Source organism: Moorena sp. SIO4A5 (genome assembly GCF_010672005.1).
GTDB lineage: Bacteria > Cyanobacteriota > Cyanobacteriia > Cyanobacteriales > Coleofasciculaceae > Moorena.
The window spans coordinates 1-23,366 of sequence record NZ_JAAHHZ010000056.1; the positions used below are offsets into that span (position 1 = coordinate 1).

The 23,366-nt window shown below is 43.1% G+C and carries 21 protein-coding genes and 1 pseudogene; 8 read left to right on the forward strand and 14 right to left on the reverse strand.

Annotated features, from left to right (window positions below; genetic code table 11):
• Positions 1–382: 382 nt before the first annotated feature.
• A complete protein-coding gene (locus F6K57_RS18210) occupies positions 383–2,545 on the reverse strand; it encodes a Tex family protein (RefSeq protein ID WP_293069726.1) in 2,163 nt (720 codons plus the stop codon).
• Between the two features lie 252 nt (positions 2,546–2,797).
• Between F6K57_RS18210 and F6K57_RS18215 the strand changes: the two are divergent.
• Both F6K57_RS18215 and F6K57_RS18220 read left to right on the forward strand, forming a co-directional pair.
• Positions 2,798–3,253, forward strand: a pseudogene (locus F6K57_RS18215) (VOC family protein).
• 115 nt (positions 3,254–3,368) lie between these two features.
• Positions 3,369–4,580: a transposase gene (locus tag F6K57_RS18220; protein ID WP_293069784.1), complete on the forward strand. Its 1,212-nt coding sequence runs from the start codon at positions 3,369–3,371 to the stop codon at positions 4,578–4,580.
• 183 nt (positions 4,581–4,763) lie between these two features.
• Here the strand turns inward: F6K57_RS18220 and msrA are convergent, their stop codons facing one another.
• On the reverse strand, positions 4,764–5,228 hold the full coding sequence (msrA, locus tag F6K57_RS18225) for a peptide-methionine (S)-S-oxide reductase MsrA (RefSeq protein WP_287267638.1): 465 nt from the start codon (positions 5,226–5,228) through the stop codon (positions 4,764–4,766).
• A gap of 420 nt (positions 5,229–5,648) precedes the next feature.
• Here msrA and F6K57_RS18230 point away from each other — a divergent pair, with 420 nt between their 5' ends.
• Complete coding sequence (locus tag F6K57_RS18230; protein ID WP_293069730.1) at positions 5,649–6,047, forward strand: hypothetical protein; 399 nt, start codon at positions 5,649–5,651, stop codon at positions 6,045–6,047.
• 385 nt (positions 6,048–6,432) lie between these two features.
• On the opposite strand, the gene F6K57_RS18235 is transcribed toward F6K57_RS18230, so the two are convergent.
• Positions 6,433–6,678 (reverse strand): hypothetical protein, encoded by a 246-nt coding sequence (locus F6K57_RS18235; protein WP_293069732.1) that lies wholly within the window; start codon positions 6,676–6,678, stop codon positions 6,433–6,435.
• 509 nt (positions 6,679–7,187) lie between these two features.
• Positions 7,188–7,781: a PEP-CTERM sorting domain-containing protein gene (locus F6K57_RS18240; RefSeq protein ID WP_293069734.1), complete on the reverse strand. Its 594-nt coding sequence runs from the start codon at positions 7,779–7,781 to the stop codon at positions 7,188–7,190.
• 462 nt (positions 7,782–8,243) lie between these two features.
• Between F6K57_RS18240 and F6K57_RS18245 the strand changes: the two genes are divergently transcribed.
• On the forward strand, positions 8,244–8,789 hold the full coding sequence (locus F6K57_RS18245) for an N-acetyltransferase (protein ID WP_293069736.1): 546 nt from the start codon (positions 8,244–8,246) through the stop codon (positions 8,787–8,789).
• Positions 8,790–8,827: 38 nt separating this feature from the next.
• Here F6K57_RS18245 and F6K57_RS18250 read toward each other — a convergent pair whose 3' ends face one another.
• The 4 genes from F6K57_RS18250 to F6K57_RS18265 form a co-directional block, all read right to left on the reverse strand.
• Positions 8,828–11,044 carry a tetratricopeptide repeat protein gene (locus F6K57_RS18250; protein ID WP_293069738.1) on the reverse strand — a complete coding sequence of 739 codons (2,217 nt, stop codon included), beginning with the start codon at positions 11,042–11,044 and terminating at the stop codon, positions 8,828–8,830.
• Positions 11,041–12,471, reverse strand: a complete 1,431-nt coding sequence (locus tag F6K57_RS18255) for a caspase family protein (RefSeq protein WP_293069740.1) — start codon at positions 12,469–12,471, stop codon at positions 11,041–11,043. Before F6K57_RS18255 ends, F6K57_RS18250 begins: the two co-directional genes overlap by 4 nt.
• On the reverse strand, positions 12,468–13,652 hold the full coding sequence (locus F6K57_RS18260; RefSeq protein ID WP_293069742.1) for a hypothetical protein: 1,185 nt from the start codon (positions 13,650–13,652) through the stop codon (positions 12,468–12,470). Before F6K57_RS18260 ends, F6K57_RS18255 begins: the two co-directional genes overlap by 4 nt.
• Positions 13,653–14,201: 549 nt before the next feature.
• Positions 14,202–14,435 carry a hypothetical protein gene (locus F6K57_RS18265; protein WP_293028600.1) on the reverse strand — a complete coding sequence of 78 codons (234 nt, stop codon included), beginning with the start codon at positions 14,433–14,435 and terminating at the stop codon, positions 14,202–14,204.
• Between the two features lie 321 nt (positions 14,436–14,756).
• On the opposite strand from F6K57_RS18265, the gene F6K57_RS18270 reads away from it, so the two are divergent.
• The 4 genes from F6K57_RS18270 to F6K57_RS18285 all read left to right on the forward strand — a co-directional run bounded on the left by F6K57_RS18270 (position 14,757) and on the right by F6K57_RS18285 (position 16,667).
• Positions 14,757–15,329: a hypothetical protein gene (locus tag F6K57_RS18270; RefSeq protein ID WP_293069744.1), complete on the forward strand. Its 573-nt coding sequence runs from the start codon at positions 14,757–14,759 to the stop codon at positions 15,327–15,329.
• Positions 15,326–15,595: a type II toxin-antitoxin system RelE/ParE family toxin gene (locus F6K57_RS18275; RefSeq protein ID WP_293069746.1), complete on the forward strand. Its 270-nt coding sequence runs from the start codon at positions 15,326–15,328 to the stop codon at positions 15,593–15,595. Before F6K57_RS18270 ends, F6K57_RS18275 begins: the two co-directional genes overlap by 4 nt.
• A gap of 212 nt (positions 15,596–15,807) precedes the next feature.
• The gene (locus tag F6K57_RS18280) at positions 15,808–16,431 is read left to right on the forward strand and encodes a DUF938 domain-containing protein (RefSeq protein ID WP_293069748.1); all 624 of its coding nucleotides are present in this window, start codon (positions 15,808–15,810) and stop codon (positions 16,429–16,431) included.
• 113 nt (positions 16,432–16,544) lie between these two features.
• A complete protein-coding gene (locus tag F6K57_RS18285; RefSeq protein ID WP_293043963.1) occupies positions 16,545–16,667 on the forward strand; it encodes a hypothetical protein in 123 nt (40 codons plus the stop codon).
• Here the strand turns inward: F6K57_RS18285 and F6K57_RS18290 are convergent.
• The 6 genes from F6K57_RS18290 to F6K57_RS18315 all read right to left on the reverse strand — a co-directional run bounded on the left by F6K57_RS18290 (position 16,642) and on the right by F6K57_RS18315 (position 23,255).
• A complete protein-coding gene (locus F6K57_RS18290; RefSeq protein ID WP_293069750.1) occupies positions 16,642–18,114 on the reverse strand; it encodes an aldehyde dehydrogenase family protein in 1,473 nt (490 codons plus the stop codon). The genes F6K57_RS18285 and F6K57_RS18290 overlap by 26 nt on opposite strands.
• A 46-nt stretch (positions 18,115–18,160) precedes the next feature.
• On the reverse strand, positions 18,161–18,967 hold the full coding sequence (locus F6K57_RS18295) for an SDR family oxidoreductase (protein ID WP_293028617.1): 807 nt from the start codon (positions 18,965–18,967) through the stop codon (positions 18,161–18,163).
• A gap of 15 nt (positions 18,968–18,982) precedes the next feature.
• The gene (locus tag F6K57_RS18300) at positions 18,983–20,056 is read right to left on the reverse strand and encodes an N-acetylneuraminate synthase family protein (RefSeq protein WP_293043957.1); all 1,074 of its coding nucleotides are present in this window, start codon (positions 20,054–20,056) and stop codon (positions 18,983–18,985) included.
• Between the two features lie 271 nt (positions 20,057–20,327).
• Positions 20,328–21,266, reverse strand: coding sequence for a glycosyltransferase (locus F6K57_RS18305; RefSeq protein ID WP_293043955.1), 939 nt, complete (start codon positions 21,264–21,266; stop codon positions 20,328–20,330).
• Between the two features lie 225 nt (positions 21,267–21,491).
• Entirely contained in the window at positions 21,492–22,256 is a 765-nt protein-coding gene (locus tag F6K57_RS18310) for an FkbM family methyltransferase (protein WP_293069752.1), read from the reverse strand.
• Positions 22,257–22,283: 27 nt separating this feature from the next.
• Positions 22,284–23,255: a glycosyltransferase gene (locus tag F6K57_RS18315; RefSeq protein WP_293069754.1), complete on the reverse strand. Its 972-nt coding sequence runs from the start codon at positions 23,253–23,255 to the stop codon at positions 22,284–22,286.
• Positions 23,256–23,366: the final 111 nt, after the last annotated feature.

Below are 23,366 nucleotides of genomic sequence, written 5' to 3' on the forward strand. Positions count from 1 at the left end.
CAGCATTGATAGGAGCGATTAACCCTAAGGAGGCTAGCAGTACACTAATTCCTAAGATTCTGAATTTCATAATTTCTGGCCAAATCTTGTTTTGCCTGTATTATGGCAGTGAAGTTCAAGAAATACCCAATATTTCTACCGTGATTGCTAATTACGTAAGCATTTAGCGGTCAGCGGTCAGCCGTCAGCCGTCAGCTAAAAGCTGACGCTATGGAAGCGTCAGCTGATGTAACAGAGATTAAACCAATGCTTACTTGCTTGATTCAAAAGCACCATCTGTAGCCCATAAGCTGATAGCTGATAGCTAATAGCTGATAGCTGATAGCTGATAGCACCTCAAGTAGCGTGCGCGTAGCGCTTAAGCTGATAGCTGAATGCTTACCTAATTACTACTGTGCGATCGCATTGATAAACTAACGCGCTTCAGTTTTTCATTTACTTCCATTACCCGCACCTTCACCACCTGTCCCACTTTGACTATCTGTTTGGGATCCTCTACAAACCGGTCAGCTAGTTGGGAGATATGCACTAACCCATCTTGATGCACGCCGATATCTACGAATGCTCCAAAGTTTACCACATTGGTGACAATTCCTTCTAATTCCATTCCAGGACTTAGGTCTTTTAGCTCATTTACTCCTTCTTTGAAGGTGGCGTACTTAAACTCAGCCCTGGGGTCTCGTCCTGGCTTTTCCAATTCCTGGATAATATCCTCTAGGGTTGGTAAGCCTATGGTATCTGTGACGTAACGGTTCAAATCTACTGACTTGAACCGTTCTGATCCTTGTTTAATCTTGGCTAGAGGTAACTGCAAATCCGATGCGATCGCTTTCACTACGGAATAACTCTCTGGATGCACAGCTGTGTTATCCAAGGGATTATCCCCGTTGCGAATCCTTAGGAATCCTGCTGACTGCTCGAAGGCTTTTGGCCCTAACTTTGGTACCTTAAGGATTTCCCGACGGTTCTTGAATGCACCTTGCTGATTGCGATAGGTCACAATATTATTAGCAATGGTCGGGGTAATCCCAGATACAAAGGTTAGCAGTTGAGCGGAAGCAGTATTTAAATCTACTCCTACATAGTTTACACAACTTTCCACCGTTTCATCAAGTTTCTTCTTGAGTAATTTCTGATCAACATCGTGTTGGTACTGTCCCACACCAATGGATTTAGGGTCAATTTTGACCAACTCAGCTAAGGGGTCTTGTAAGCGTCTGCCAATACTAATCGCTCCTCTGACTGTGACATCTAAATCTGGAAACTCCTCTCGTGCTACCTCACTGGCGGAATAAATCGATGCCCCAGATTCATTCACCATTACTTTAATTGGTTTGCGCTCCATGGTTTTGAGGACTTCCGAGATAAACTCGTCTGTCTCACGAGAGGCTGTACCGTTACCAATGGCAATTAGCTCGATCTGGTAGGTTTCGATTAAATTCTTAATGGTTTTGGCAGCTTGTTCGCGCTTTTGGCTGCCTTGATGGGGAAACACTGGCTGGTATGTGATGTATTTAGCTGTCTCATCCAGGATAGCCACTTTACAACCAGTGCGGAAGCCTGGGTCTATGGCTAAGGTTGGTTTCATTCCTGCTGGAGCAGATAACAACAGTTCTCGGAGATTGGCTTCAAAGGTTTTAATGGACTCTGCATCAGCATAGGTTTTGCGATCGGTACGTACTTCCGTAGTTAGGGAGGTTTTCATGAGCCGATTAAACCCATCTTTGAGCATGGTCTGGTAAAACTCTCGCAGTAGGGTAGCTTTGGTGTGGATTTCCTCAGAATCTAGGTAGGACATAACATAGTCTTCATCAAAAGAGAGTTCCAGCTTTATTACTCCCTCAGCCTCACCCCTGAGCAGGGCTAACATATTGTGTGGCGCTACAGATTTCACTGGGATTTGGAACTCCCGGTACATTTCAAACTTAGTGGTACCTTCGGGATAATCCTTTTTAATCCGAGACACGAATACTCCCGATTTCAGGAAATAATCCCGCAAGTACGCTCGTAAGTGGGCTTTTTCAGCTACAGCTTCCGCTAAAATATCTGAGGCACCTTGAAGAACGTCCTCTACCGTATTGAGCTTATGGTCTGGGGAAATGTATTTAGCCGCTTCTTCAGATAAGGATACTGATTTAACTTCCGGAGTGTTCATCGACTCAATCCAGTCCGCTAAGGGTTCAAGTCCTTTCTCCCTCGCCATGGTTGCCCTAGTGCGTCGTTTCGGTTTGTAGGGCAGGTAGAGGTCTTCCAATTCAGTCTTTTGCTGGCAAGCTTCGATCTTAGCCTTTAGTTCATCGGTGAGCTTACCAGCAGATGCGATCGCATTCAGGATTACTGACTTCCGTTGCTCAAGTTCCGTCAGATAAGTATGGCGCTCAGCTATAGTGCGTAGTTGAACTTCATCGAGAGAACCAGTCAGCTCTTTACGGTAGCGAGCTATAAACGGAATAGTTGCCCCTTCAGCCAGTAAAGACAGGGCATTCTCGATCTGAGTGGCGCTTAACGACAGTTCTTGGGCTAATATTTGAGGAATAGTGGTCATGTTACCAGGAAAAGCGGACATTAAACGGGATTTTAAATAAATTTAAATTAGCAAATTGAGAACGGTATAACCATTAATAATTAACAATTAACAGTTCAATTCACAACTAACAATTATGGTTTCTAGCTCTGAAGTGATCAAACCTACCCTAAGAGCTGATTCCTAAAGTAAATCTTAAGAAGTCTGAAAGCCTTGCTATGATTGTCTTTTGGGTATTAAATAGTTCATTTGTTCTATTTTATTGCAAGCCTTATCCTACAAGGATTACAGCGAGTTTACGAATCAGCTCTAAGCCCAGGTAGTCTCCGTCGAGTCCATCATATTGCTCTGAATGTGAAGGATATCCAAGCATCGCGCCACTTTTATGGTACAGTATTAGGTTTACATGAACTAACTGGAGAATAAGTGCCCAGTACCTTGCGATCGCTAGTCGAAGCCGGAAAAGTCACTAACTTCGTTACCCCAGATGGCATTGTTGTGGATTTGTTTTCCGAGCCAGACCTATCACCACCCGATCCAGACCCCCATCGTGGCTTTAATCGGGTGAATCATCTCGCCTTTGATATCGATCCTCAGTTATTTGACCAAGCCGTAGAGGTGCTAAAACAAAATCAAATTCCGATCGATCATGGTCCAGTAACTCGTCCTACCGGCAGAGGTATCTATTTTTATAAAATTCCCCACAAGCCGAAAACCCCGTGTTTTTAAACCGGGGATGAAGGGTCATAGTGGCTTTAGCCACCGTGAGGAAAGTCGCACTAGTAGTTGTCGATTTGTGCTAGCTGTGTTAGCATAATAGTACAACACAAGAGGTCGATTTATGATGATCATTCTTGAGTTCAAGGCCTACGGCAAAAAACATCAATATTTAGCCATAGAGGAGGCGATCAGGACAGTAAAATTTGTCCGCAACAGTTGCCTTAGGTTGTGGATTGATAATAGAGGCATATCAAAATACGACCTCAACAAATATTGTAGAGTTTTGGCTAAAGATTTTGATTTTGCCAGTGAATTGAACTCAACCGCTCGACAGGCTGCCGCTGAAAGAGCATGGTCATCGATCGCCCGCTTCTATGACAACTGCAAGAAAAAAGTCTCCGGAAAGAAAGGGTTTCCCCGATTCCAGAAGCATTGTCGCTCGGTCGAATATAAGCAATCAGGATGGAAGTTGTCCCCTGACAAAAAATCGATCACATTCACCGACAAAAAGGGAATTGGAAAACTTAAGCTCAAGGGTACATGGGACTTGTGGAGATTTGATAAGAAACAGATAAAACGAGCTCGGATTGTAAAAAGAGCCGACGGGTACTATGTTCAATTTTGCGTCTCAGTCGATGTAAAGGAACAATTAAAACCTGCTGATGCGACCGTCGGTTTAGATGTAGGTCTAAAAGATTTCTACACCGATTCCAGAGGCAAGACTGAACCTAATCCTCGTTTTTACAGGACTGGGGAAAAGCGGTTAAAGTTTTATCAGCGTCGAGTTTCCCGAAAAAAGAAAGGCTCAACCAATCGTAAGAAAGCAATTAATAGATTAGCTAGACACCACCTTAGTATAAGTAGGCGACGTGAAGAGCATGCCAAGAGACTGGCACGCTGCGTAGTCCGGTCTAACGACCTGGTGGCCTATGAAGATCTAAGGGTCAAAAATCTAGTAAAAAATCACTGTTTAGCGAAGTCTATTAATGATGCAGGTTGGTATCAGTTCAGGAAATGGCTAGAGCATTTTGGTCAAAAGTTTGGGAGAGTTACTGTCGCAGTTAATCCTGCTTACACTAGCCAAAATTGCTCTGACTGTGGTGAAGTCGTGAAGAAGTCACTATCAACTAGAACCCATATCTGTCAGTGTGGTTGCCAGTTAGGTAGGGACCATAACGCTGCCATTAACATTTTGAACAGAGCTTTGGGTACGGTGGGGCACACCGGAACCTGGGTCATCGACCCGAACCCTTGCGGAGAATTGACCTCTACTCTTCCTGATTCCGGTCTGGTTGAGCAAGTTGGCTCGTTGAAGCAAGAATCCCCGCGTCTTTAGACCGGGGAGTGTCAAGACCCCGATGGATTTATAGTTGAAATTCGCTGCGATGCGATTGAATGAGACGTAAGCAGTCAGCCGTCAGCCGTCAGCTGTCAGCCTTTGCAAAACGTTAATAGCTGTTCGCGTAGCGTGCGCGTAGCGCTAATCGCTGATAGCTGATAACTGATAGCTTCAAAATTTCTAACGTAAAGACTTCTGCTTTTTTTCAAAATACTGTTGATGATAGTCATCAGCTAAATAATAGTCCGAAGCTGGCTTAATTTCTGTGACAATATCCTTATCAAACTTACCAGAAACTTGCAGCTTTTGTTTTGACAGTCTTGCCAGCACTTCTTGTTCCTGATTGTGGAAAAATATCACCGATCGATACTGTTCTCCTCGATCAGGACCTTGACGGTTCAATGTAGTAGGATCATGGATAGACCAAAATACTTCAAGTAATTGTTCATAGCTGACTTTTTCCGGGTCATACTCCACCTGTGCCACTTCCGCGTGACCCGTTATTCTTGATAATACATCTAGATAACATGGGTTAGGAAAATGTCCGCCCATATAACCAACAGAGGTTGATACTACTCCCTTCACTTTCCGAAATGCTGCTTCTACTCCCCAGAAACAACCACCACCAAATGTCGCTTTTTCCATCGTTTTTATTCAAAAATTGCTCAGGATTTATTCATTATATAGTAGTTATCATTTTTTGAGGGAGTAGGGAGTAGGGAGTAGGGAGTAGGGAGTAGGGAATCGGGAATCGGGAATCGGGAATCGGGAATCGGGAATCGGGAATCGGGAATCGGTAAAAAATAATGTGTATATTATTATGATATAAACTGATAGCTGATGATAGCTGACATTTTGAACTCTAAACTATAAACCCTATCGTATTTTTTTTATTTGTAACAAAATGTTTTATGTTTAAAAATAGCCTTGACTTTTTTAGAGATATTATTAATAATAAAAATGTCTGATATTTCGATAATATTTCTGGACAAAAAGCCGCGCTTCCAAGTTGACAGACAAAGCGCGGCTTTATCCCCAGTCACAAGCTATGTGTGAGGTAATTCTATGATGCCAAAAAAACGGTCAGTAGATCATCTGGTTTACTGTCAGCGAGCTCTAGACCGGCTTGCCCAAATTGCTGAGAGCCAATCTAGACGGGAAGATTCCTATCTTTCTGCCATCACTGAGCGAGAGGAAATCTTGATTAACCTATACAGCAACTGCCGACTGTCCATGACACCCCAGGCGTTTTACCGCAAATGGCCAGTCAATCAAGCAGATATCGGTAACATCTGCTGCCGCTCAACTTACGCTGTAAATACCTGGCTGGCTCAAGGTGCTTGCTATAAAACTCCTAGTGCCGATTCTTTATACCATCTGGCTTTAATGGATTTCGTCTTAGAGAATTTCGAGGCAATTCCAAAGGAGTTATTGAATCGACTCTGCTCTAGGGTTGCTCCGTAAAGGGGTGTTGTCTGTTATAATTAATAATTTAGAATTTAGAATGGTAAATTCCAAATTAGACCTCTTGCATAAGTCTCATAAACCGTGGGTGTTGACAAGGCAAAAGTCAAAAGGCAAAAGGGATAGATTTTGATTTCTATAGATTCTAAATTCTTAATTTTACATTCTAAATTCTAGATTCGCGGATTCTACAGGACTTACGCATTTGCCCCCTAAATCCCCCAATTCTGGGGGACTTTGACATTATTACCCCCCAATTTTGATACCCCTGGCCAAATTAATATTTGTTTACACATAGGTCAACTGGTCGGAGCAAGAGCAGCAAAACGAGAACATCGGGTAGCGGCAAATGGGACTCCTCAGTTTGATAACTAATACAATTGTTTCAACTTATAGTCCCATACCAACTACGAACAAAGGATATTTTCCACATCTGCTCATCCTTTTGTAAACAAATATTAATTTCGCCAGCCGTATCAATACTGGGGGGAAGAGCATCGATAGCTATTAACATCCGAGTCAATCCTTCCTCAACTCTGGTAACTCTATTGACAACCTCTTCCATGGTCTGAATTCTCTGTTGATGGTCATTAGTAAGAGCTTCTACAGAACGGGCTAATGACTCCACCACTGCTTAAATCCGGTCTAATCTATCGTTATTGTTACTCACTGCTATAGGATTTCTAAATAGCTCATGAACACCAATACTAATTTAGTATATCATTTATTTTAGGAATTATAAAAAATTATTCCCGTTTTTTACATTAACCAAAATCCATTTATACTTGATTAAGTCTTGCCTGTTACCTGTTGCTTGTTGCCTTTACCTAAGAGATTTTGTTCACAACTTAAATACAAATGCTACAGCACTCGAAGTAAAGATGTAAGCTATCAGCTATCAGCTATCAGCTATCAGCTATCAGCTATCAGCTATCAGCTATCAGCTATCAGCCATAGGCCAACGGCTGACGGCTGACGGCTGACGGCTGTTCGCGTAGCGTGAGCTTTTAGCTCACGGCTGAATGCTTACGTAAAGATTAAGACATCTTTGTGTTCCCTACTCCCTACTCCCTACTCCCTACTCCCTTTCCTAATACCTTACTCACAAATCAGTTTTTTCCTACTGATAAGTAATTGAGGCTAAACCTTTTGTTTAGATGGGGAAGGTTTCAGCTTACGTTTGATGGTTGAAGCTAAGCCGAGAGTGGCAATGGTAAAGATACTTATACTATGAGTGGGTTCAGGGACAATCACCGGTTTCGCAGAAAAACTAATGGGTAACTCACTATCTTCTGGTCCCAAATTTTGAAAACCAGTGATAAATGGCGGTGCCGAAAAAACTTCAAAAAAACTAGGGGGCTGCAAAAAACTAGCGAAAAAGACATTAACAAAGTTTCCAGCTGAGGTGGAAAACCCAAAGCCGTCAGTTGTTAACTGATTAGCATCAAGACTAATTAAATTGTCAACTTCGAAAGGTTCGTTTCCCGGTGTAGAAGTACCAGTAGGTTGCAAACCAGTAATTGTTTCGCTGTTGCGCGTGCCAGTAATTTCAGAAATCAGGAAAAAACCCAAATCATCAGGAGTATCATTAGTAGTGAAAGTACCACTGGCTTCGATACCAGGAGCAGAATAACTCCAGTTCCAATTTAAAGCTGAAGCTGCCTGGGGTGCCACCAAAACTAATCCAGAGGTAGCAATCAGGAGTGTAGTAGATAGCAGAGTTAGATTTTTCATCGCAAATTTAGGGTTGAACAAAACTATACCAAAGGGAACAGGGAACAGGGAACAGGGAACAGGGAACAGGAACCCACCCCTAACCCCTCCCAGGAGGGGAACGGGAGTAGGGAAAAGGGAACAAAAATTATCACAATTCATTTAGGATTGGTATATCAGTTATGAGGTACGCTTTTCAACCTCAAAGTCCCCCTTATTAAGGGCAGGGCTGTTTCATTCTCATGAATAAATTGTAAATTCAATCGGTTGAAAGGCAGCTGGGGTGCTGGAGAGAAGGTTTTTTTAAGGTTAAAAATACCTTTTTATGAATAAAAATTCCCCCTATCTCCCTATCTCCCTATCTCCCCACCTCCCCAGCAATCGCATTTGAGTCCGACTTTGAAACAGCCCTGCTTATTAAGGGGGATTTAGGGGGATCAAGTTGTACCTTATGGGATATAGAATTAAATAATAACTCAATACATGAAGCCGCACAACATGATTATCCGAGATGCAGAAATAAGGGATCGTGAGAGCGTGCGCTCCTTACATATATCGGCCTTTCCGATCGGGGAGGGTGATATTGTGGCAGGTCTCGCTGATGACCTCATCTCCAATATTACCGAGCCTTGTACCCTATCATTGGTAGCGGTCGATGACAATGAAATAATTGGAAACGTTGCATATAGTCCTGTATTTATTGCCGAAAAACCAGATTTCCATGGGTATATTCTGGCACCACTTGCTGTTAAACCAGAATGCCAAGGTAATGGTGTGGGGAGTAAACTAATTGATGCTGGGATTAAGCGATTGCGTAGTATGAATGTGGATATTGTTTTCGTGTATGGTGATCCTAGGTATTATGAACGATTTGGCTTTAAAGCAGAGTTGGCAACACATTTCATTACTCCATATCCATTGAGTTGGCCTTTTGGTTGGCAGGCGCTACTACTTGGGGAGATAGAGGAGCCAGATGCTGCTGTTAATATCAAATGCGTAAAGTCTTTAAATAATCCTAAACTATGGTGATAGGTTGCTAGGATTGCTATAATACTTTCAATTAGGCTTTAAAACCCTAGTATTCTCTTTAGTTTGAGCCGATTTGCCAAATTAGATATTTCCAATAGATCCTCCAAGTTACCGGAAATAATGCAGGTCATGGGATGTTCCTCTCCCAACTGCTTGACAGCAATCTGTAGAGCCTGTTGGAAGAAGGTTTCGGCTTCCGAGTACCGCCCCTGAGTTGAGTACAGTAAAGCCAGGTTGTTGAGGCTTTGTGCCACATCTGGGTGTTGTTGACCCAGCAGGCGTTTCCTCAGCTCTAAGGTTTGCTGGTACATCGGTTCTGCTTCTTCGTAGCGTCCCTGCCTCCAGTACAGTCCTGCCAGGTTGTTGAGGCTGGTGGCCACAGCAGGGTGTTCTTCACCCAGCAGGCGTTTCATCAGGTCTAAGGCTTGCTGGTACAGGGTTTCGACCTGTTGGGATCCCCCCTGGCTAAAGTACAGATAAGCCAGATTGTTGAGGCTTTCTGCCACATCTGGGTGTTGTTGACCCAGCAGGCGTTTCCTCATCTCTAAGGCTTGCTGGTATAGGGGTTTCGCTTCTTGATACCGCCCCTGGCGTGAATACAGTAAAGCCAGGTTGTTGAGGCTGTCTGCCACATCTGGATGTTCTTGGCTCAGGAGGCGTTTCCTCAGCTCTAAGGCTTGCTGCAACAGGGGTTCCGCTTTTTCGTAGCGCCCCTGGCTCCAGTATAGTAAAGCCAGATTGTTGAGACTAGTGGCCACATCTGGGTGTTCAATACCCAGGAGGCGTTTCCTCAGCTCTAAGGCTTGCTGGGACAGGGGTTCCGCTTCTTCGTAGCGCCCCTGTTTTTGGTACAGTTTTCCCAGGTTGTTGAGGCTGTTGGCCACATCTAAGTGTTCAATACCCAGCAGGCGTTGGGTAAGCTCTAAGGCTTGCAGGTAAAGGTGTTCCGCTTCTTCGTAGCGCCCCTGGTTCTCGTAGAGTGCTCCCAGGTTGTTGAGGCTGGTGGCTACATCTGGGTGTTCAATACCCAGGAGGCGTTTCCTCATCTCTAAGGCTTGCTGGTACAGGGGTTCCGCTTCTTCGTAGCGCCCCTGGCTTTCGTACAGTGCTGCCAGGTTGTTGAGGATGATTGCTACATATGGGTGCTCTTGATCCAGCAGGCGTTGGGTCAGCTTTAACGCTTGCTGGTACAGGGGTTCCGCTTCTTCGTAGCGCCCCTGGTTTTTGTACAGATAAGCCAGGTTGTTGAAGCTGTTTGCCACATGTAAGTGTTGTTGACCCAGGAGGCGTTTCCTCAGGTCTAAGGCTTGCTGGTACAGGGGTTCCGCTTCTTCGTAGCGCCCCTGGCTTTCGTACAGTCCTGCCAGGTTGTTGAGGCTGCTTGCCACATGTAAGTGTTCTTGGCCCAGGAGACGTTTCCTCAGGTCTAAGGCTTGCTGGTAAAGGGGTTCCGCTTTTTGGTAGCGCCCCTGGCTTTCGTACAGTCCTGCCAGGTTGTTGAGGCTGCTTGCTACATCCGGGTGGTCTTGACCCAGGAAGCGTTTCCTCAGGTCTAAGGCTTGCTGGTACAGGGGTTCCGCTTTTTCGTAGCGCCCCTGGCTTTCGTACAGTACTGCCAGGTTGTTGAAGCTGCTTGCCACAGCTGGGTGTTCTTCACCCAAGCGCTCTCTAACCGTTAATAAGCATTCCTCATACCAAGGCAAAGCTTGTTCGTAAGCCCCTTGACCCTCGTAAAACCGGCCTAAGCCCACAAAAGGCCAGATTAAATCTTCGTCATTTAAGTAATTGTTTTGGTTAGTGGCAACTTCCACCAGGTGAGGGATAGCAGAGGTAATTCCTAAAATGTCTGACTGAGTTGGGGTCTTAGGAATCTCCTTTGCTATTGCTACGATAGCTGAACAAAAGCCCTGTTTTAGGTTTTCAATATCAGCTAACTGTTCTCCCTTGATACTCAAAAATTCTCTAATCCTTTCCTGAATTTGGTAGGTATTATCATCCAACTTCTGTAGTAAATACTTTTGAACTAAGATATCCCGATTAACGACCAAATCAAAGTCTAAGCTAGCAGCTCTAGCCGCCTCGGATACTAATGACCATGGCATAGGCGCTAAAGCAAACAAACTCAGCAGAGCAGCCATGGTTTGAGCTGAAGACTGTAAAGAATCCCAATTGAGTTCCAGCACAACATCTGTACCAGAGTCACCTTCTTGAGATTGCTTCTGCTCTAGGAGCAATAAAATTTCTTCTAGCATCATGTACTCCCTGGCTTTGAGTATAGCGCTGCCACATTGTATAACTTTAAAGGTATACAGCCAACGAATTGACAGATTGCTTTGGCAGTTTCTAACTCCTTTTCAACAAAGTCTTTTCCTACTAATTTTACTAATAATTCTAGAGCATCAGTTTCTGGTAATTTACCCAAAGCAAGTGATGGATAGGGTAACTCTGAGCTACGAGTAGTAATTAACACCCTAAATCGAGAACCCATGGGCGGTAAGTAGTTTTTAATTTTATCGATATCAGTGACATTATCAAACACCAATAAAACTTTACCTGGTTGCCACTTTTTCCAGCAATAAGCAAGTTGGCTAGCAATGCTGAGATTTTTAGGCATCGGAAAACCAGGAAAATCATTCACAAATGCAAATTCCGAGAGCTGGGTGACAATATCGACTCCCTGGAGATTTAACCAACAACAACCACCGGGAGAATTTTCTAAATTGTACCAAGAGTATTGAATTGCTAGTTCTGTTTTTCCTACTCCCCCCTTACCTATAATATCAGTAATTGCTACAATATTATTTTGCTGTAATAGCTGATGTAACTCTTCCAGTGGCTGGTGTCTATCCACAAACTTACAGGCTTGAGTACTGGGTATATTGTGGGCAACCTCAAAGGGATTAGGATGATAATCCTCCTGATCACCATTCCAACTGCGACGATAAAAATAGGTTGGTAGTTGTTGTTTATTTAAACTAGCAAATTGTTGCTTAACCTGTTCAGCAACTACTGCCATATCTGGCAGCCAGTCATGATGCTCCAAGGCTTTTCTTACGGTTTGGGAAAAGTATCCCGTTTTTGCGGAGGAGTTAACTCTGGCTTTCTCCCCTTCTCTCGTAGCTAGTAAAACAAACTGTTTACTGTCTTTCTTGGGTTGACCACTAGGAAACTGTTTCCCTCCCAAATTAGTTGGTCGCCCTTTTGACTCTAAAAGATAATTAGCACAAGCATCGACTATACAAATATGATGGGGAATTTTAAAAGCATCTGACCCTAAAAGCAGTAACAGGGAATTAAAATCTAGATTCTGCCAATTCGTTTTACTAGCATCAGCACAAAGTAGCCTGCGATTTCGCTCCGAAGTAATCAAACCATGACCTGCCCAAAATATAAACAGTAAATCTCCGTTTTTTTGGGACAGATCATTGGTAATGATATCAACTATATTCTGCTCGGTTGCTGGCTTTGACGTTATTTCAAAGTTATTAACCAGTTCACTATTTTCAGATAAAGGAGATAAACAGAGCCTGATATTATCTGTTGGCACTCCTTGTGATAACAACCAATCAGCAAACTTGATAGCATCATGAACGGGACCATTAACATTCCAGTTTGTTGGTTGATAGTTTTCAATACCGACAATCAACCCATAGGTTTTTTCTGGCTTAGCACTAATAGTCATGGTAACCTCGGGATAATTGCCTTCCAGGTAGCAGGGTTTGTCCAATAAGCGCTGTGAGCTTGGGGAAACGGTTGTTTACTGTCCACCAAAACATCCTGGACTTTATTAGGGAATAGAGTAGCACCAATGTAACTAAGGAAATCGCGTAAATCATAAATATTCAACCACTCCGGAAAAAAGTCGGGCAGAGGCTGACCAAATTCTAGGCTATATAAGGCATTAATTTCGTATAAAAACGGGGCTTGAGAACCCACTGTAATTAATAATTTTACTTGTTTTATTGATTGAGTCACCAGTAAATCAACACAAGCAATTCCTCCTAAACTATGGGCTAATATAACAACTGGTGGTTCAGCGTCTTCTATCGTTTTCTGGATAAAATCACGTATTTTCTGGCCGCGACCTTGATAGAGCATGATATCACAAGGGATAGGGAAATTTGCCTCAGTGATGGCAGCCCTCTTACTCATAACCCAAGCTGTAGCTGGACGCGCCAATAAGGAAAGTGGTTTTTGGAGCCAGTCACCCAATCCCAAGTCTTCCTCCTTACCCAAAGCATTACTTAGTGATCTCACCAGTTGATCACGCAATTCCCGATTAGGAAGTATGATGGAATTCTGATGGTGCTGCTGAGAGTCAAACATTGCCTGAGCAATAATTGCTCTTGCGAGAGTATCATAACAGTCACTATCTGAATCAGAGACTTGGTTTAATACGTCTTGATAAACAGCACTACTCGTAACATGGCGTCGTGCCTGATCAAACCCCTCTGCTATACCTGCTGATTCTAATTTTTCTTGCAATTCTCCACTAGGAATTAAATCCAGCAACCGGTAATTTAATTGATCACCAGGTTGCTCTCCAAAGGGATTACTATCACCACCAGTCCTAGGTTGTAAAGACAACAATCCCAACTCATAAAGGGGATTGCGATATAACTGCTGCCAAAGAATAATAGTTTGATCCTCTTCTTCTCCCTGATCCAGAGCTAAAGTAGCATCATATGGGGGTATCGAAACCCCTTTAGCATTGAGCTTACTCCCAAATTCCCCACCCCAACAGCAAGGAACAACGGTAATATCCGGACGTTGTTTCGTGACAAACCCCTCAACTATCCTAAAGGTTTGCTCATAGGCAGCTTGCCTAACCCCTGTGCCATGGACAAATACGAGAGTTGTCATAGTTTAGAAGATAGTTGATCAATATCTATATATTTTACCCTCAGCGGTCAGCGGTCAGCGGTCAGCGGTCAGCGGTCAGTGGTCAGCTATCAGCGGTCAGCGGTCAGCGGTCAGTGGTCAGCTTATTTTATTCAAAAGCTGAAAGGTAAGCATATGACCTACTTGAGGTGCTACTTGAGGTGCTACTTGATGTGCCGTCAGCTGATAGCTGATAGCTGATAGCTGATAGCTGATAGCTGATAGCTGACCGCTGTTCGCGTAGCGTGCGCGTAGCGCTTAAGCTTTAAAAAAAAAATCGGTCAAGTGTTGGTTAACCCCAATGCTTGACCGAATTCTATTTTGTAAACCTAATTGAGTACAGCTTAGCTGTTATCAAATCCAAACAAAAACTGAATCAAGTAATCCATTCTTGTCAAGTTACTCAGTAACTGCTTTCCAGCAAGTACATCCTAACTCTGTTTACATTATACTCCTCCACAAAATAACTTGCAAAAAATAACCTCCACAATTCCTGGCCGCCAGGGCGGCAAACCCTGGCAAACCCCTATCCTAGTCTAAGTACAAATACCGAATCAAAGTGGTCATAACCTCACCAGGATTTTCCGTAGGCTCCGGAGTGCTCCACTCATCGGGATAGGCGTATTTAAGGGCATAAATGGCATAAATAGTATGGCGAACTTGTTTAGGAGAACCGATCAAGATGTGCTTGACTTTCTTAGGTTTGCGACCTTGATTGTCAGGGTTTTGATTGTCATCGGAGTTGGGGTTAATGTTTTGATTCATGACTAGTTATTGTTTGAAAAGGTTGATAATAATAATTTATTAATAAATACATAAAATGTCAAGGGGTTTAGAAAATTTTTTTTATTACGAAATATGGAGATTGTGGAGAGGGTGGGGAGGGTAGTAAGTATGGTAATTGTGGGAAGATAAACTAGTTTTTATTTGTTTACATTTTTGATAAACTCAATCGTATATAGTTTGAACTTTGTGGGGCATTAGCGCGGTATTTTAGGTACTATTTTTACCTAAAATGAAATAATTTTACCCTCAAATTACTGAAAAATGCTATAATAAAATTAAGCATTTAAACCGAATAATTCTATGATTACAGTTACACGAGAAGAAATTGAGCAATTTCGGGATCAATTGGCAAATTATCCAGAGGCTTTGGCTGCCCTTAATGAGATAGAAGAAGAGGAAGGAGATTTGGAGTATGCGACTGAAATTATAGCTTCGGAAGCCGGAATAGAGAGAATAGATATACAAGAGAGTTGGTTGCAAAATTTAGCCAGGCGGTGTCGCCATATAATTTGTCAAGATGAATTTAGAGACGATCGACTCGCTGGAGTAACTACTGCGTTGGTTGCATCTCTAGCTGCATCTGGTAATTTGCCCCTGGCATTGGCGACTCCAGTAGCTATTTATATAGTTAAGATTGGAGTCAAAAGTTTCTGCAATGAAGAGGAAATAATAAACCCTAAATATTATCCATTAGCACAAGAATTGATTGCCGATAATCAAGGTAATATCCAGAAAGTATTAATTGATTTTCAGGACTATAAACGTTTAATTGAAAGCTTTGAAGATGAAGGACTATATCGTGCTATGATGGAAGTTAAAGATGAAACACCTTTAAGTTTGGAAGAAGCATTAGCAGAACTCGACAAAGAATGAAAACTGAATATCTTCCAACCTTTATTAAGGATCTTAAATCTCTGAAAAGCACCCCTTTTTATAATACGATTAAAAAGTTTACCTTTCAGGATATTATTTCCTGTCAAAATCTTAGGGATATCAAAAACATCAAAAAATTAAAAGGAGAAGATAATGCCTATCGAATTCGTGTAGGGGATTATAGAATTGGATTTTTCCTAAAAGGGGATACTATCATATTCTCCCGTGTTCTCCATAGACGAGAATTTTATCGTTATTTTCCTTAAAGCAATCTAAAATAGCAAAGGTAACAGGAATGCCGCCGACATAAAATTAATAGCGTTGCCTAAATGTGGGATGATTTTAATAGCTTTGTGGAATGGGCATCTTGCCTGTTCCTACTCTGATGGTGGAATGGGCATCTTGCCTGTTCCCACTCTGATGGTGGAATGGGCATCTTGCCTGTTCCCACTCTTATCATTATCGGGGAGAAAAATTAGTGGACAGCCGAAAATACGCCCCAGCAACCCAGCGCAACCGGGAAGCAATTTTACAAGTACTTTTAGAGATATTACCAGCCACTGGCACAATTTTAGAAATTGCTAGCGGTACCGGAGAACATGCTATCTATTTTGCACAACAGTTAAACCCTCGAAAATGGATTCCTTCCGATATTGATGCTTCCCTTCGTGAAAGTATCATCGCCTGGGCTAACCATTCCCCTAGCGACAACCTTTATCAACCCCTTGATATTGATGTCAGTCAGCCGGTTTGGAAAGTAGAAACGGAAATACTATCAGAAATACCAGATATTGTAGCGATGGTGAATATTAATATGATTCACATTTCGCCTTGGTCTACTTGTCTAGGATTAATCGCAGGTGCTGGTCGTATCCTTTCATCAGGAGATATTCTATATTTATACGGTCCCTACAAACAAGGTAATAAACACACTGCACTTTCCAATGCTGATTTTGACTCCTATTTACGACAACAAAACCCAGAATGGGGAGTACGTAATTTAGAAGATGTTGTAGAGGTTGCCAGTAATCATAATCTCATCCTTGAAAAAACTTATCAAATGCCAGCTAATAATCTTTCGTTAGTATTTAAACATACCTAAGTAAATAAAAATAATCGTAGGGTGGGCAGTGCGTAATATAAATTTCCAAGCCTGTAGTAGCTTTGATAAGCACTGCCCACCAACAGTAAATAAAAATAATCGTAGGGTGGGCAGTGCGTAATATAAATTTCCAAGCCTGTAGTAGCTTTGATAAGCACTGCCCACCCTACATCAACTACTCCCTACTCCCTACTCCCTACTCCCTTACGATCAAAATTGCTCAGGATCAATATTAATATAGATATCCTTCAACTCAGAATAGACATCCAAGGCTTCTGTGCCTGGTTCACGGGTACCATTACCGGATTGCTTGAGTCCACCAAAGGGCATATGGGGTTCACTGCCATAAGTACCGGCATTCACTACAGCTACCCCAGTTTGGACTTTCTCACAAAACCGTACTGCACGGTGGATGTTGCGAGTGTGAATCGAAGCAGTTAAGCCATAGGGAGAATCGTTAGCAAGAGCAAGAGCTTCCTTAAAGTCTTTGACCCGGTAGAGACTAGCAATCGGACCAAATAATTCACATTGAGAAATTTCTGCGTGGGGGTCTACATTCTCTAGCAGGGTCGGTGCCATATAGAAACCAGTAGCATGGTCAGGGTCCTTTAAGCGATCGCCTCCCACCAACACCGTTGCTCCTGCTTGCTGTGCCTGTTTCACCGCTGCAATCATGTTAGTCAACTGTTGCTCATTAATCACTGGACCAAGGTCATCCTGATCAGTCGGACCTAATTTTAATTCCTTAGTTTTCTCCACTAATTGGTCACGGAATTGATCATAGATGCTGTCAAAGACAATGATTCGACTAGCAGAAGCACAACGTTGACCAGCATTACTGAACACTGAGAGTAAGGTCCACTTGATGGCATTGTTCAAATCCGCATCATCACACACGACCAAGGGATTCTTACCCCCCAACTCCAGGGATACCCTGCCAAAGCGCTCCCCAGCTACCCGTTGCACAATTCGTCCTACTTCTGTAGACCCCGTAAAGCTAACCACAGCCACATCATTATGAGCAACCAAGGGAGCGCCCGCTTCTTCACCATATCCCTGAATAATATTGAGGACACCAGGGGGTAACCCAGCCTCTTGAGCAATTTGTCCAACTATCCAAGCAGTGGCGGGAGTGTCTTCTGCTACTTTTAATACCGCGCTATTGCCACAAACCAGTGCTGGAAAGATTTTCCAGGCTACATTAGCAATGGGAGTATTGGCCGCAATAATTAATCCAGCGACTCCCAGAGGTTGACGCACAGTCATGGCATATTTATTAACCACACCGCTGGTAGTGGTGCGACCATACAACCGTTGTCCTTCACTCGCGTAGAATAATCCTAATGCGATCGCACCGCCAGTTTCTCCATAAGCTGAACCATAGGACTTACCGGTTTCTGCTGCTACTATCTTGGCAATCTCCTCCTGACGGGCTTTCATCCCTAGGACAATCTCGTGTAAGATAGCACCCCGTTGTACCGGGGGAGTATCAGCCCAAGCCGGTTGAGCCTGTTTAGCTGACCTTACCGCTTGCTCAATATCTGCTGCTCTTGAGCGAGCCACCTGACATAGCACTTGACCATTAGTGGGGTCTAGCTTATCAAACCATTCTCCTGTGACTGCTGCTATTTGTTGACCATCAATCCAGTTCAAGACTTGGCTCGGTAAATAGTCTTGTGCCATTATTTTTTACCCCTTGAGGGAACAGGGAGTAGGGAACCAGTCTAATCTACCACACGGTAAAACCGCCATCGACTCGGAGTTCGATACCTGTGACATAGGCAGAGGCATCGGATGCCAGAAACACTAATGGGCCAAGTAAATCCTCAAACTCGGCCATCCGTCCTAGAGGAACGCGATCGCAAAATTGACCTTTGAATTCCTCATCCTGTCCACCCAATACTCCTCCCGGAGAAAGGGCATTAACCCGGACACCAAAGGGTCCCCAGTGGGTAGCAAAGTACCGGGTTAAATTCACCAGTGCTGCCTTCGATGCCCCATAGGCAGGGGGTTTCAAAAAAGGAGGGTCGCACTCCAGATGCTCATAAAACCGGGCATCGGGAGATACGCTCCCATACAACGAACCGATATTAATGATTGAACCTCGTCTAGCTTCCACCATCGGGCTACCGAAGACTTGGGTCACCTGGAATGCTCCCAAGACATTCACCTCAAACACCTTGCGGCAAATCTCTAGGGGGATCTCGTCCAAGCTATAGGTTGTCACTGGACCAGGAGGTTGGTCAATCCCAGCATTGTTGACAATCACGGCAGGAATGCCCATGTCAGTCAGGATGCGATCGCGGATTGTAGTCATGGAAGTGCGATCGCATATATCACCCCGCTCCAAACACAAACGAGTCTTGGGATAATGCCCTTGAAGTGTCTCAAAGGAGCTTGGCACCTGAGCCAATGGTAGGTCTATCCCCACAACCGTTGCGCCAGCATCCAGTAATGCCCGACTCCACACCGGTCCAAGTTTACCTAAGACTCCAGTCACAATAGCGATTTTGCCAGAGAGGTCAAAATAGTTCACAAAGCCAACAACACCCTACACAGCAACCTGTTCAACATTTTCCACCAACCCAGCCAACGTAATCGACTCATCCACCCTTAGGGGTTTGGTTAAGACTTTACCAATCACATTGTCCAATTCATAGGGGGGTAAACCATCCCCTGGGGATTTCATCGCGATATCCTCTGGCCTTAAAACATGTCCTGCAGGTAAATTATCCGCAGCCACCAGTTTTTTCCCCATCTTGAAGTAAGCAGGACGTTCATTCAGGTGTACTTTCTTCACCCCATCCCCAAAGGCTTGGCGAGTGCGTCTGAGGTCTCTTACCATCTTGCGCAACCCTGTCGGTTCTAACGAGAAAGCATGGTCTGTTCCTTTCATCGCCCGGTTCAGGGTAAAGTGTTTCTCAATCACACGAGCCCCGAGAACATAAGCCGCCACTGCCATAGCGATACCGTTGTCATGGCTAGATAGACCAATCACAATATCACCGAACAGTTCCCGATAAGTTTCGATCACCTTCAGGTCAAGTTCTTCAAAGTCCGCTGGATAGCTTGCCGTACATTGGAGGATACACAACTGGGGATTAATCGGCATAATCGCATCGTAAACCCGTTGCACATCTTCTAAAGTAGCTGCACCGGTGCTAACGATCATCGGCTTCTGGAATTGGGCAACATGTTTAATTAGGGACAAGCTCTTAAGGTCTCCAGAAGCGATCTTATAGGCTGGCATATCCAACTCACCCAAAAAGTCCGCACTCGGAATATCAAAAGCAGTAGAGAAAAACGTAATCCCTACTTCTTCAGCATACTTTTTCAGTTCCTGATATTCGTAAGCACCAAATTCTAGAAACTCCCGATGCTCACCGTAGGTCAAACCAAAACTATTTTCATGGTCATAAGGTCTGTCAAAAGCAGCTTTAGTGTAAAGCGTACGATTGTCTCGTTTTTGTAACTTTACCGCATTTGCTCCGCATTCCTTAGCAATCCGGAACATTTCTTTACACTTTTCCAAGCTACCTTGATGGTTATTCCCAATTTCAGCAATTACAAAGCAATCGCTATCATCATTAATTTCAAAGCCATTAATAGTCAGTCTTCGGGACATTTTACACTCCTACAACCAATAAATTCCTATCGGTTTTTCACCACTGTCCAATGGTTTACCATTAATTAGCTAGGATTTCAATACGTATTTATCTTTTTCTCAGCATTTAGCCGTCAGCCGTCAGCCGTCAGCCTTTAGCTGATAACTGATAGCACCTCAAGTAGCGTGGCACAGGCTTCTAGCCTGTGATTTAGTGCATTAGCTGATAACTGTTCGCGTAGCGTGCGCGTAGCGCTTAAGCTTACCGCTGATAGCTGACCGCTGATAGCTATCAGGATAACGGCTCGACTTGAAATGATCTCGGTCGTAGATATCCTGGACAATGTTGAATTAAGTGATAACTTTTACCTTGAGTAGTCATCGGATCAGTGATACTAATATACCGACTGGTCATGATATTGTGCCAATCCCGAGGGATGAGATTCCAGAAGATCGGTTGGTCTGAATTGTAGTGTTGATCAAACCCGATCCCTTTACGAAACAATGCCCAAAGATACTTTTTCAGTTGCCATAACCAACCTGCTTTAGCATACTTTGAGTACCGTTCCGCATAAAGGGCTTTATACTGCTTTTGCCTCTCCATCATTTGGGCATATTCTGGAGAATTAGGATCCGAACTCCAATTCCGGTAATGATGAATAGCAATTTTTTTAGTATAAACAATATCATGCCCTGAAAATAAAACTTTCGTGGTCAAATCCGGATCAATCCCATAATCTCGAAATACTTCACAGAATCCACCCACCTGTTTTAATACTGAAGTTCTCAGCACACCTTGGTTAACATTTAATACACCAACTACTGAAACACCACCGATGTAAGGGGCACTCACGAAGGGGCCTTGTTTATCCCTGACTTTCAGAGCTACCATCCCGATCTTCGGCTTTTCCTCAAGTATTTTTACCGCCGTATCTAGACCCTGGTTAACGATTACATTATCATCACTGACCCAACACACATAGGGAGTATCTACCAGTCTGAACACATCATTATAGGCTTTAGCTTGACCAAGCTTTTCGCCCACCAAAACCGGAATCACCTGTGGATTTTCCGATGCGATCGCATTTAAGTACTCAATAGTGCCATCATCAGACCCCGCATCAGTTACATAAATTTTTGTAGGGGTTGATGTTTGTTCAAGAATACTAGTAATACATTGCTTCAGAAGACTCAATCGATTATAGGTACCAACAACAACAGAAAGTTTCATGGTTCCTTCACTCCTCACCTTCACTCTTAAAAATTAACGTAAGCATTCAGCTATCAGCATTCAGCGGTCAGTGGTCAGTGGTCAGTTGTGGCACAGGCTTCCAGCCTGTGACTTAACTCAGATTAAACCAATGCTTACCTGTTTTATTAAAAAGCATCTCAAGTAGCACCATCTGTAGCGCATAAGCTGATAGCTGATAGCTGATAGCTGATAGCTTGCACAACCCTAACGGACATACAAACAATGGCAGAATAATGGCTGTCCAGACTTGATAGAATTAATTTGATTTTTAATTCCCGCAAATCGGTAACCTAACTCTACCAAACAGTCATGTACCTCTTCAAATAATGGTTGTTCCTTATACAGAGGAACAAATGACATTTCTACCAGAACACATCGCCCTAGGGAAAATAGCTTTTTTCCTCCCTTAATCACTTTATCTTCAACCCCTTGGACATCAATTTTTATAAAAACATCTCTCTCCAATTGATCAGACTCTAATTCTGACTGTAATAGGTCATCCAGGGGGCAAACCTTTACTTTAATTTCACTTTCTCCTGATGTCTGTGGAAATTCCTTCTTACATAGTTCGCTTATGCGTAACATCGAAGAAGCTGGCCCGTATGAATTCTCATAAAAGAACTCTTCTCCTTCATAATCCGACAAAGCCACATTAAAAATTTTTAGATTAGGAATCTTAGCCGCTTTTCCTTCTAAGTCTGATAGATAAGATGGCAATGGTTCAAATACATAGGTCTGTTTAGCATTGAAGTAACAGGCTAAAAATTCTGCAAAATCCCCATTATTTGCTCCAATATCAATCACCGTCTTAATCGAATAGGTTTCACGAACCCATCGCCATATATCCCGTCCTGGGTCCGGACTCGCTTCCACAATTTGTTTGTAGTCTGAAAGCCTTAGCAACTTTAAATTCATGGACGCTAACAGACGATTTACCAACCGACTAATTTCCTGTTTCACCGAAGCCATTTATTTATTTATTTACTCCTCGACAACTTAATAAACTAAGTTCATAAACTGGTCTGCTGTTCTAGTTTTGTCCTCATAGAACCTAGTTACTCGTCTCCGGAGATCCCGCTTATATCGATGATAATAAATTCCTTCCCATCGCTGCAAGTAAGCCTCTCGGTCATGGTCTAAAACAGCATTGTTAGTCTGGCGAACCGCTTCATTGCTATCATAATAATGTTCAACATAAGCCCCTGGACAATCTACAATCTCATAATTAAGCTCCCACATCTTTAAACAGAGATCCCCATCAGCTTTATAAAAGATATATCGCTCTTCATCCGCCCAGTCAACTGCTGCTAGCGCTTCTTTTAAGTACATACCATGATTAACAAACAGCTTGCCACCAAGGGTATGTTGTACATAGTATTCTTGATCCTCTGGCCAATTCCGAAAATAGAAAGCTACTCCCCCTATTTTGATGCCAGCTTTTTCCACCTCTTCAAACTTATCCAGCCCTAAATTAACCGCATTTGGTAATAGCAGACAATCATCACTGATCATCAAAATATATTTCCCTTTAGCTGATTTAAAGCCAAGATTCATAAAATACCCCCAACTGCGGCGCTTGAGTGGCTTTCCTTGGAATTCCCCTCGGTTATGTTGGATGATAGTAATAATATCTTTCTGCTGAATTAGCCATTCTAAAGAACCATCCGTTGACCCCCCGTCAATCACAATGATTTCATAGGGAACGCGAATCTGATTATCTCGAACACTTTGAATCGCTTTTTCCAGTAAAGGTCTACGGTTATAACTCCCTATCACCACCGAGACCATGCACGTTTTATCAGAGGTAACTACTGGTTTAGCTAAAGACTTTAATATCTTCAAACGACTCAATTGTCCTGGATTAGCTAGTCCTGGATTAGCTAGTTGAATAGGAGACTGAGTCAATGAGCCGTGATAAAACTTTTTGACTTGACGAAAAGGCTTAGCCAGAATTTTGATATAGTTCATAAGGCACTCCTGAACACACCTGTATGGAGCCATCACCAAGCTATTGAGCTTAACCTGATTTGGCCGTTATAGTGTCACCCTCGGGGATAATGATATCAAACTATCCCATTA

What these genes read in the sequence shown, in the direction of transcription:
- F6K57_RS18210 (WP_293069726.1), bottom strand. Translation starts at nt 2,545, where the DNA reads ATGACCACTATTCCTCAAATATTAGCCCAAGAACTGTCGTTAAGCGCC.
- F6K57_RS18220 (WP_293069784.1), top strand. Translation starts at nt 3,369, where the DNA reads ATGATCATTCTTGAGTTCAAGGCCTACGGCAAAAAACATCAATATTTA.
- msrA (WP_287267638.1), bottom strand. Translation starts at nt 5,228, where the DNA reads ATGGAAAAAGCGACATTTGGTGGTGGTTGTTTCTGGGGAGTAGAAGCA.
- F6K57_RS18230 (WP_293069730.1), top strand. Translation starts at nt 5,649, where the DNA reads ATGATGCCAAAAAAACGGTCAGTAGATCATCTGGTTTACTGTCAGCGA.
- F6K57_RS18240 (WP_293069734.1), bottom strand. Translation starts at nt 7,781, where the DNA reads ATGAAAAATCTAACTCTGCTATCTACTACACTCCTGATTGCTACCTCT.
- F6K57_RS18245 (WP_293069736.1), top strand. Translation starts at nt 8,244, where the DNA reads ATGAAGCCGCACAACATGATTATCCGAGATGCAGAAATAAGGGATCGT.
- F6K57_RS18250 (WP_293069738.1), bottom strand. Translation starts at nt 11,044, where the DNA reads ATGATGCTAGAAGAAATTTTATTGCTCCTAGAGCAGAAGCAATCTCAA.
- F6K57_RS18255 (WP_293069740.1), bottom strand. Translation starts at nt 12,471, where the DNA reads ATGACTATTAGTGCTAAGCCAGAAAAAACCTATGGGTTGATTGTCGGT.
- F6K57_RS18260 (WP_293069742.1), bottom strand. Translation starts at nt 13,652, where the DNA reads ATGACAACTCTCGTATTTGTCCATGGCACAGGGGTTAGGCAAGCTGCC.
- F6K57_RS18265 (WP_293028600.1), bottom strand. Translation starts at nt 14,435, where the DNA reads ATGAATCAAAACATTAACCCCAACTCCGATGACAATCAAAACCCTGAC.
- F6K57_RS18270 (WP_293069744.1), top strand. Translation starts at nt 14,757, where the DNA reads ATGATTACAGTTACACGAGAAGAAATTGAGCAATTTCGGGATCAATTG.
- F6K57_RS18275 (WP_293069746.1), top strand. Translation starts at nt 15,326, where the DNA reads ATGAAAACTGAATATCTTCCAACCTTTATTAAGGATCTTAAATCTCTG.
- F6K57_RS18290 (WP_293069750.1), bottom strand. Translation starts at nt 18,114, where the DNA reads ATGGCACAAGACTATTTACCGAGCCAAGTCTTGAACTGGATTGATGGT.
- F6K57_RS18300 (WP_293043957.1), bottom strand. Translation starts at nt 20,056, where the DNA reads ATGTCCCGAAGACTGACTATTAATGGCTTTGAAATTAATGATGATAGC.
- F6K57_RS18305 (WP_293043955.1), bottom strand. Translation starts at nt 21,266, where the DNA reads ATGAAACTTTCTGTTGTTGTTGGTACCTATAATCGATTGAGTCTTCTG.
- F6K57_RS18310 (WP_293069752.1), bottom strand. Translation starts at nt 22,256, where the DNA reads ATGGCTTCGGTGAAACAGGAAATTAGTCGGTTGGTAAATCGTCTGTTA.
- F6K57_RS18315 (WP_293069754.1), bottom strand. Translation starts at nt 23,255, where the DNA reads ATGAACTATATCAAAATTCTGGCTAAGCCTTTTCGTCAAGTCAAAAAG.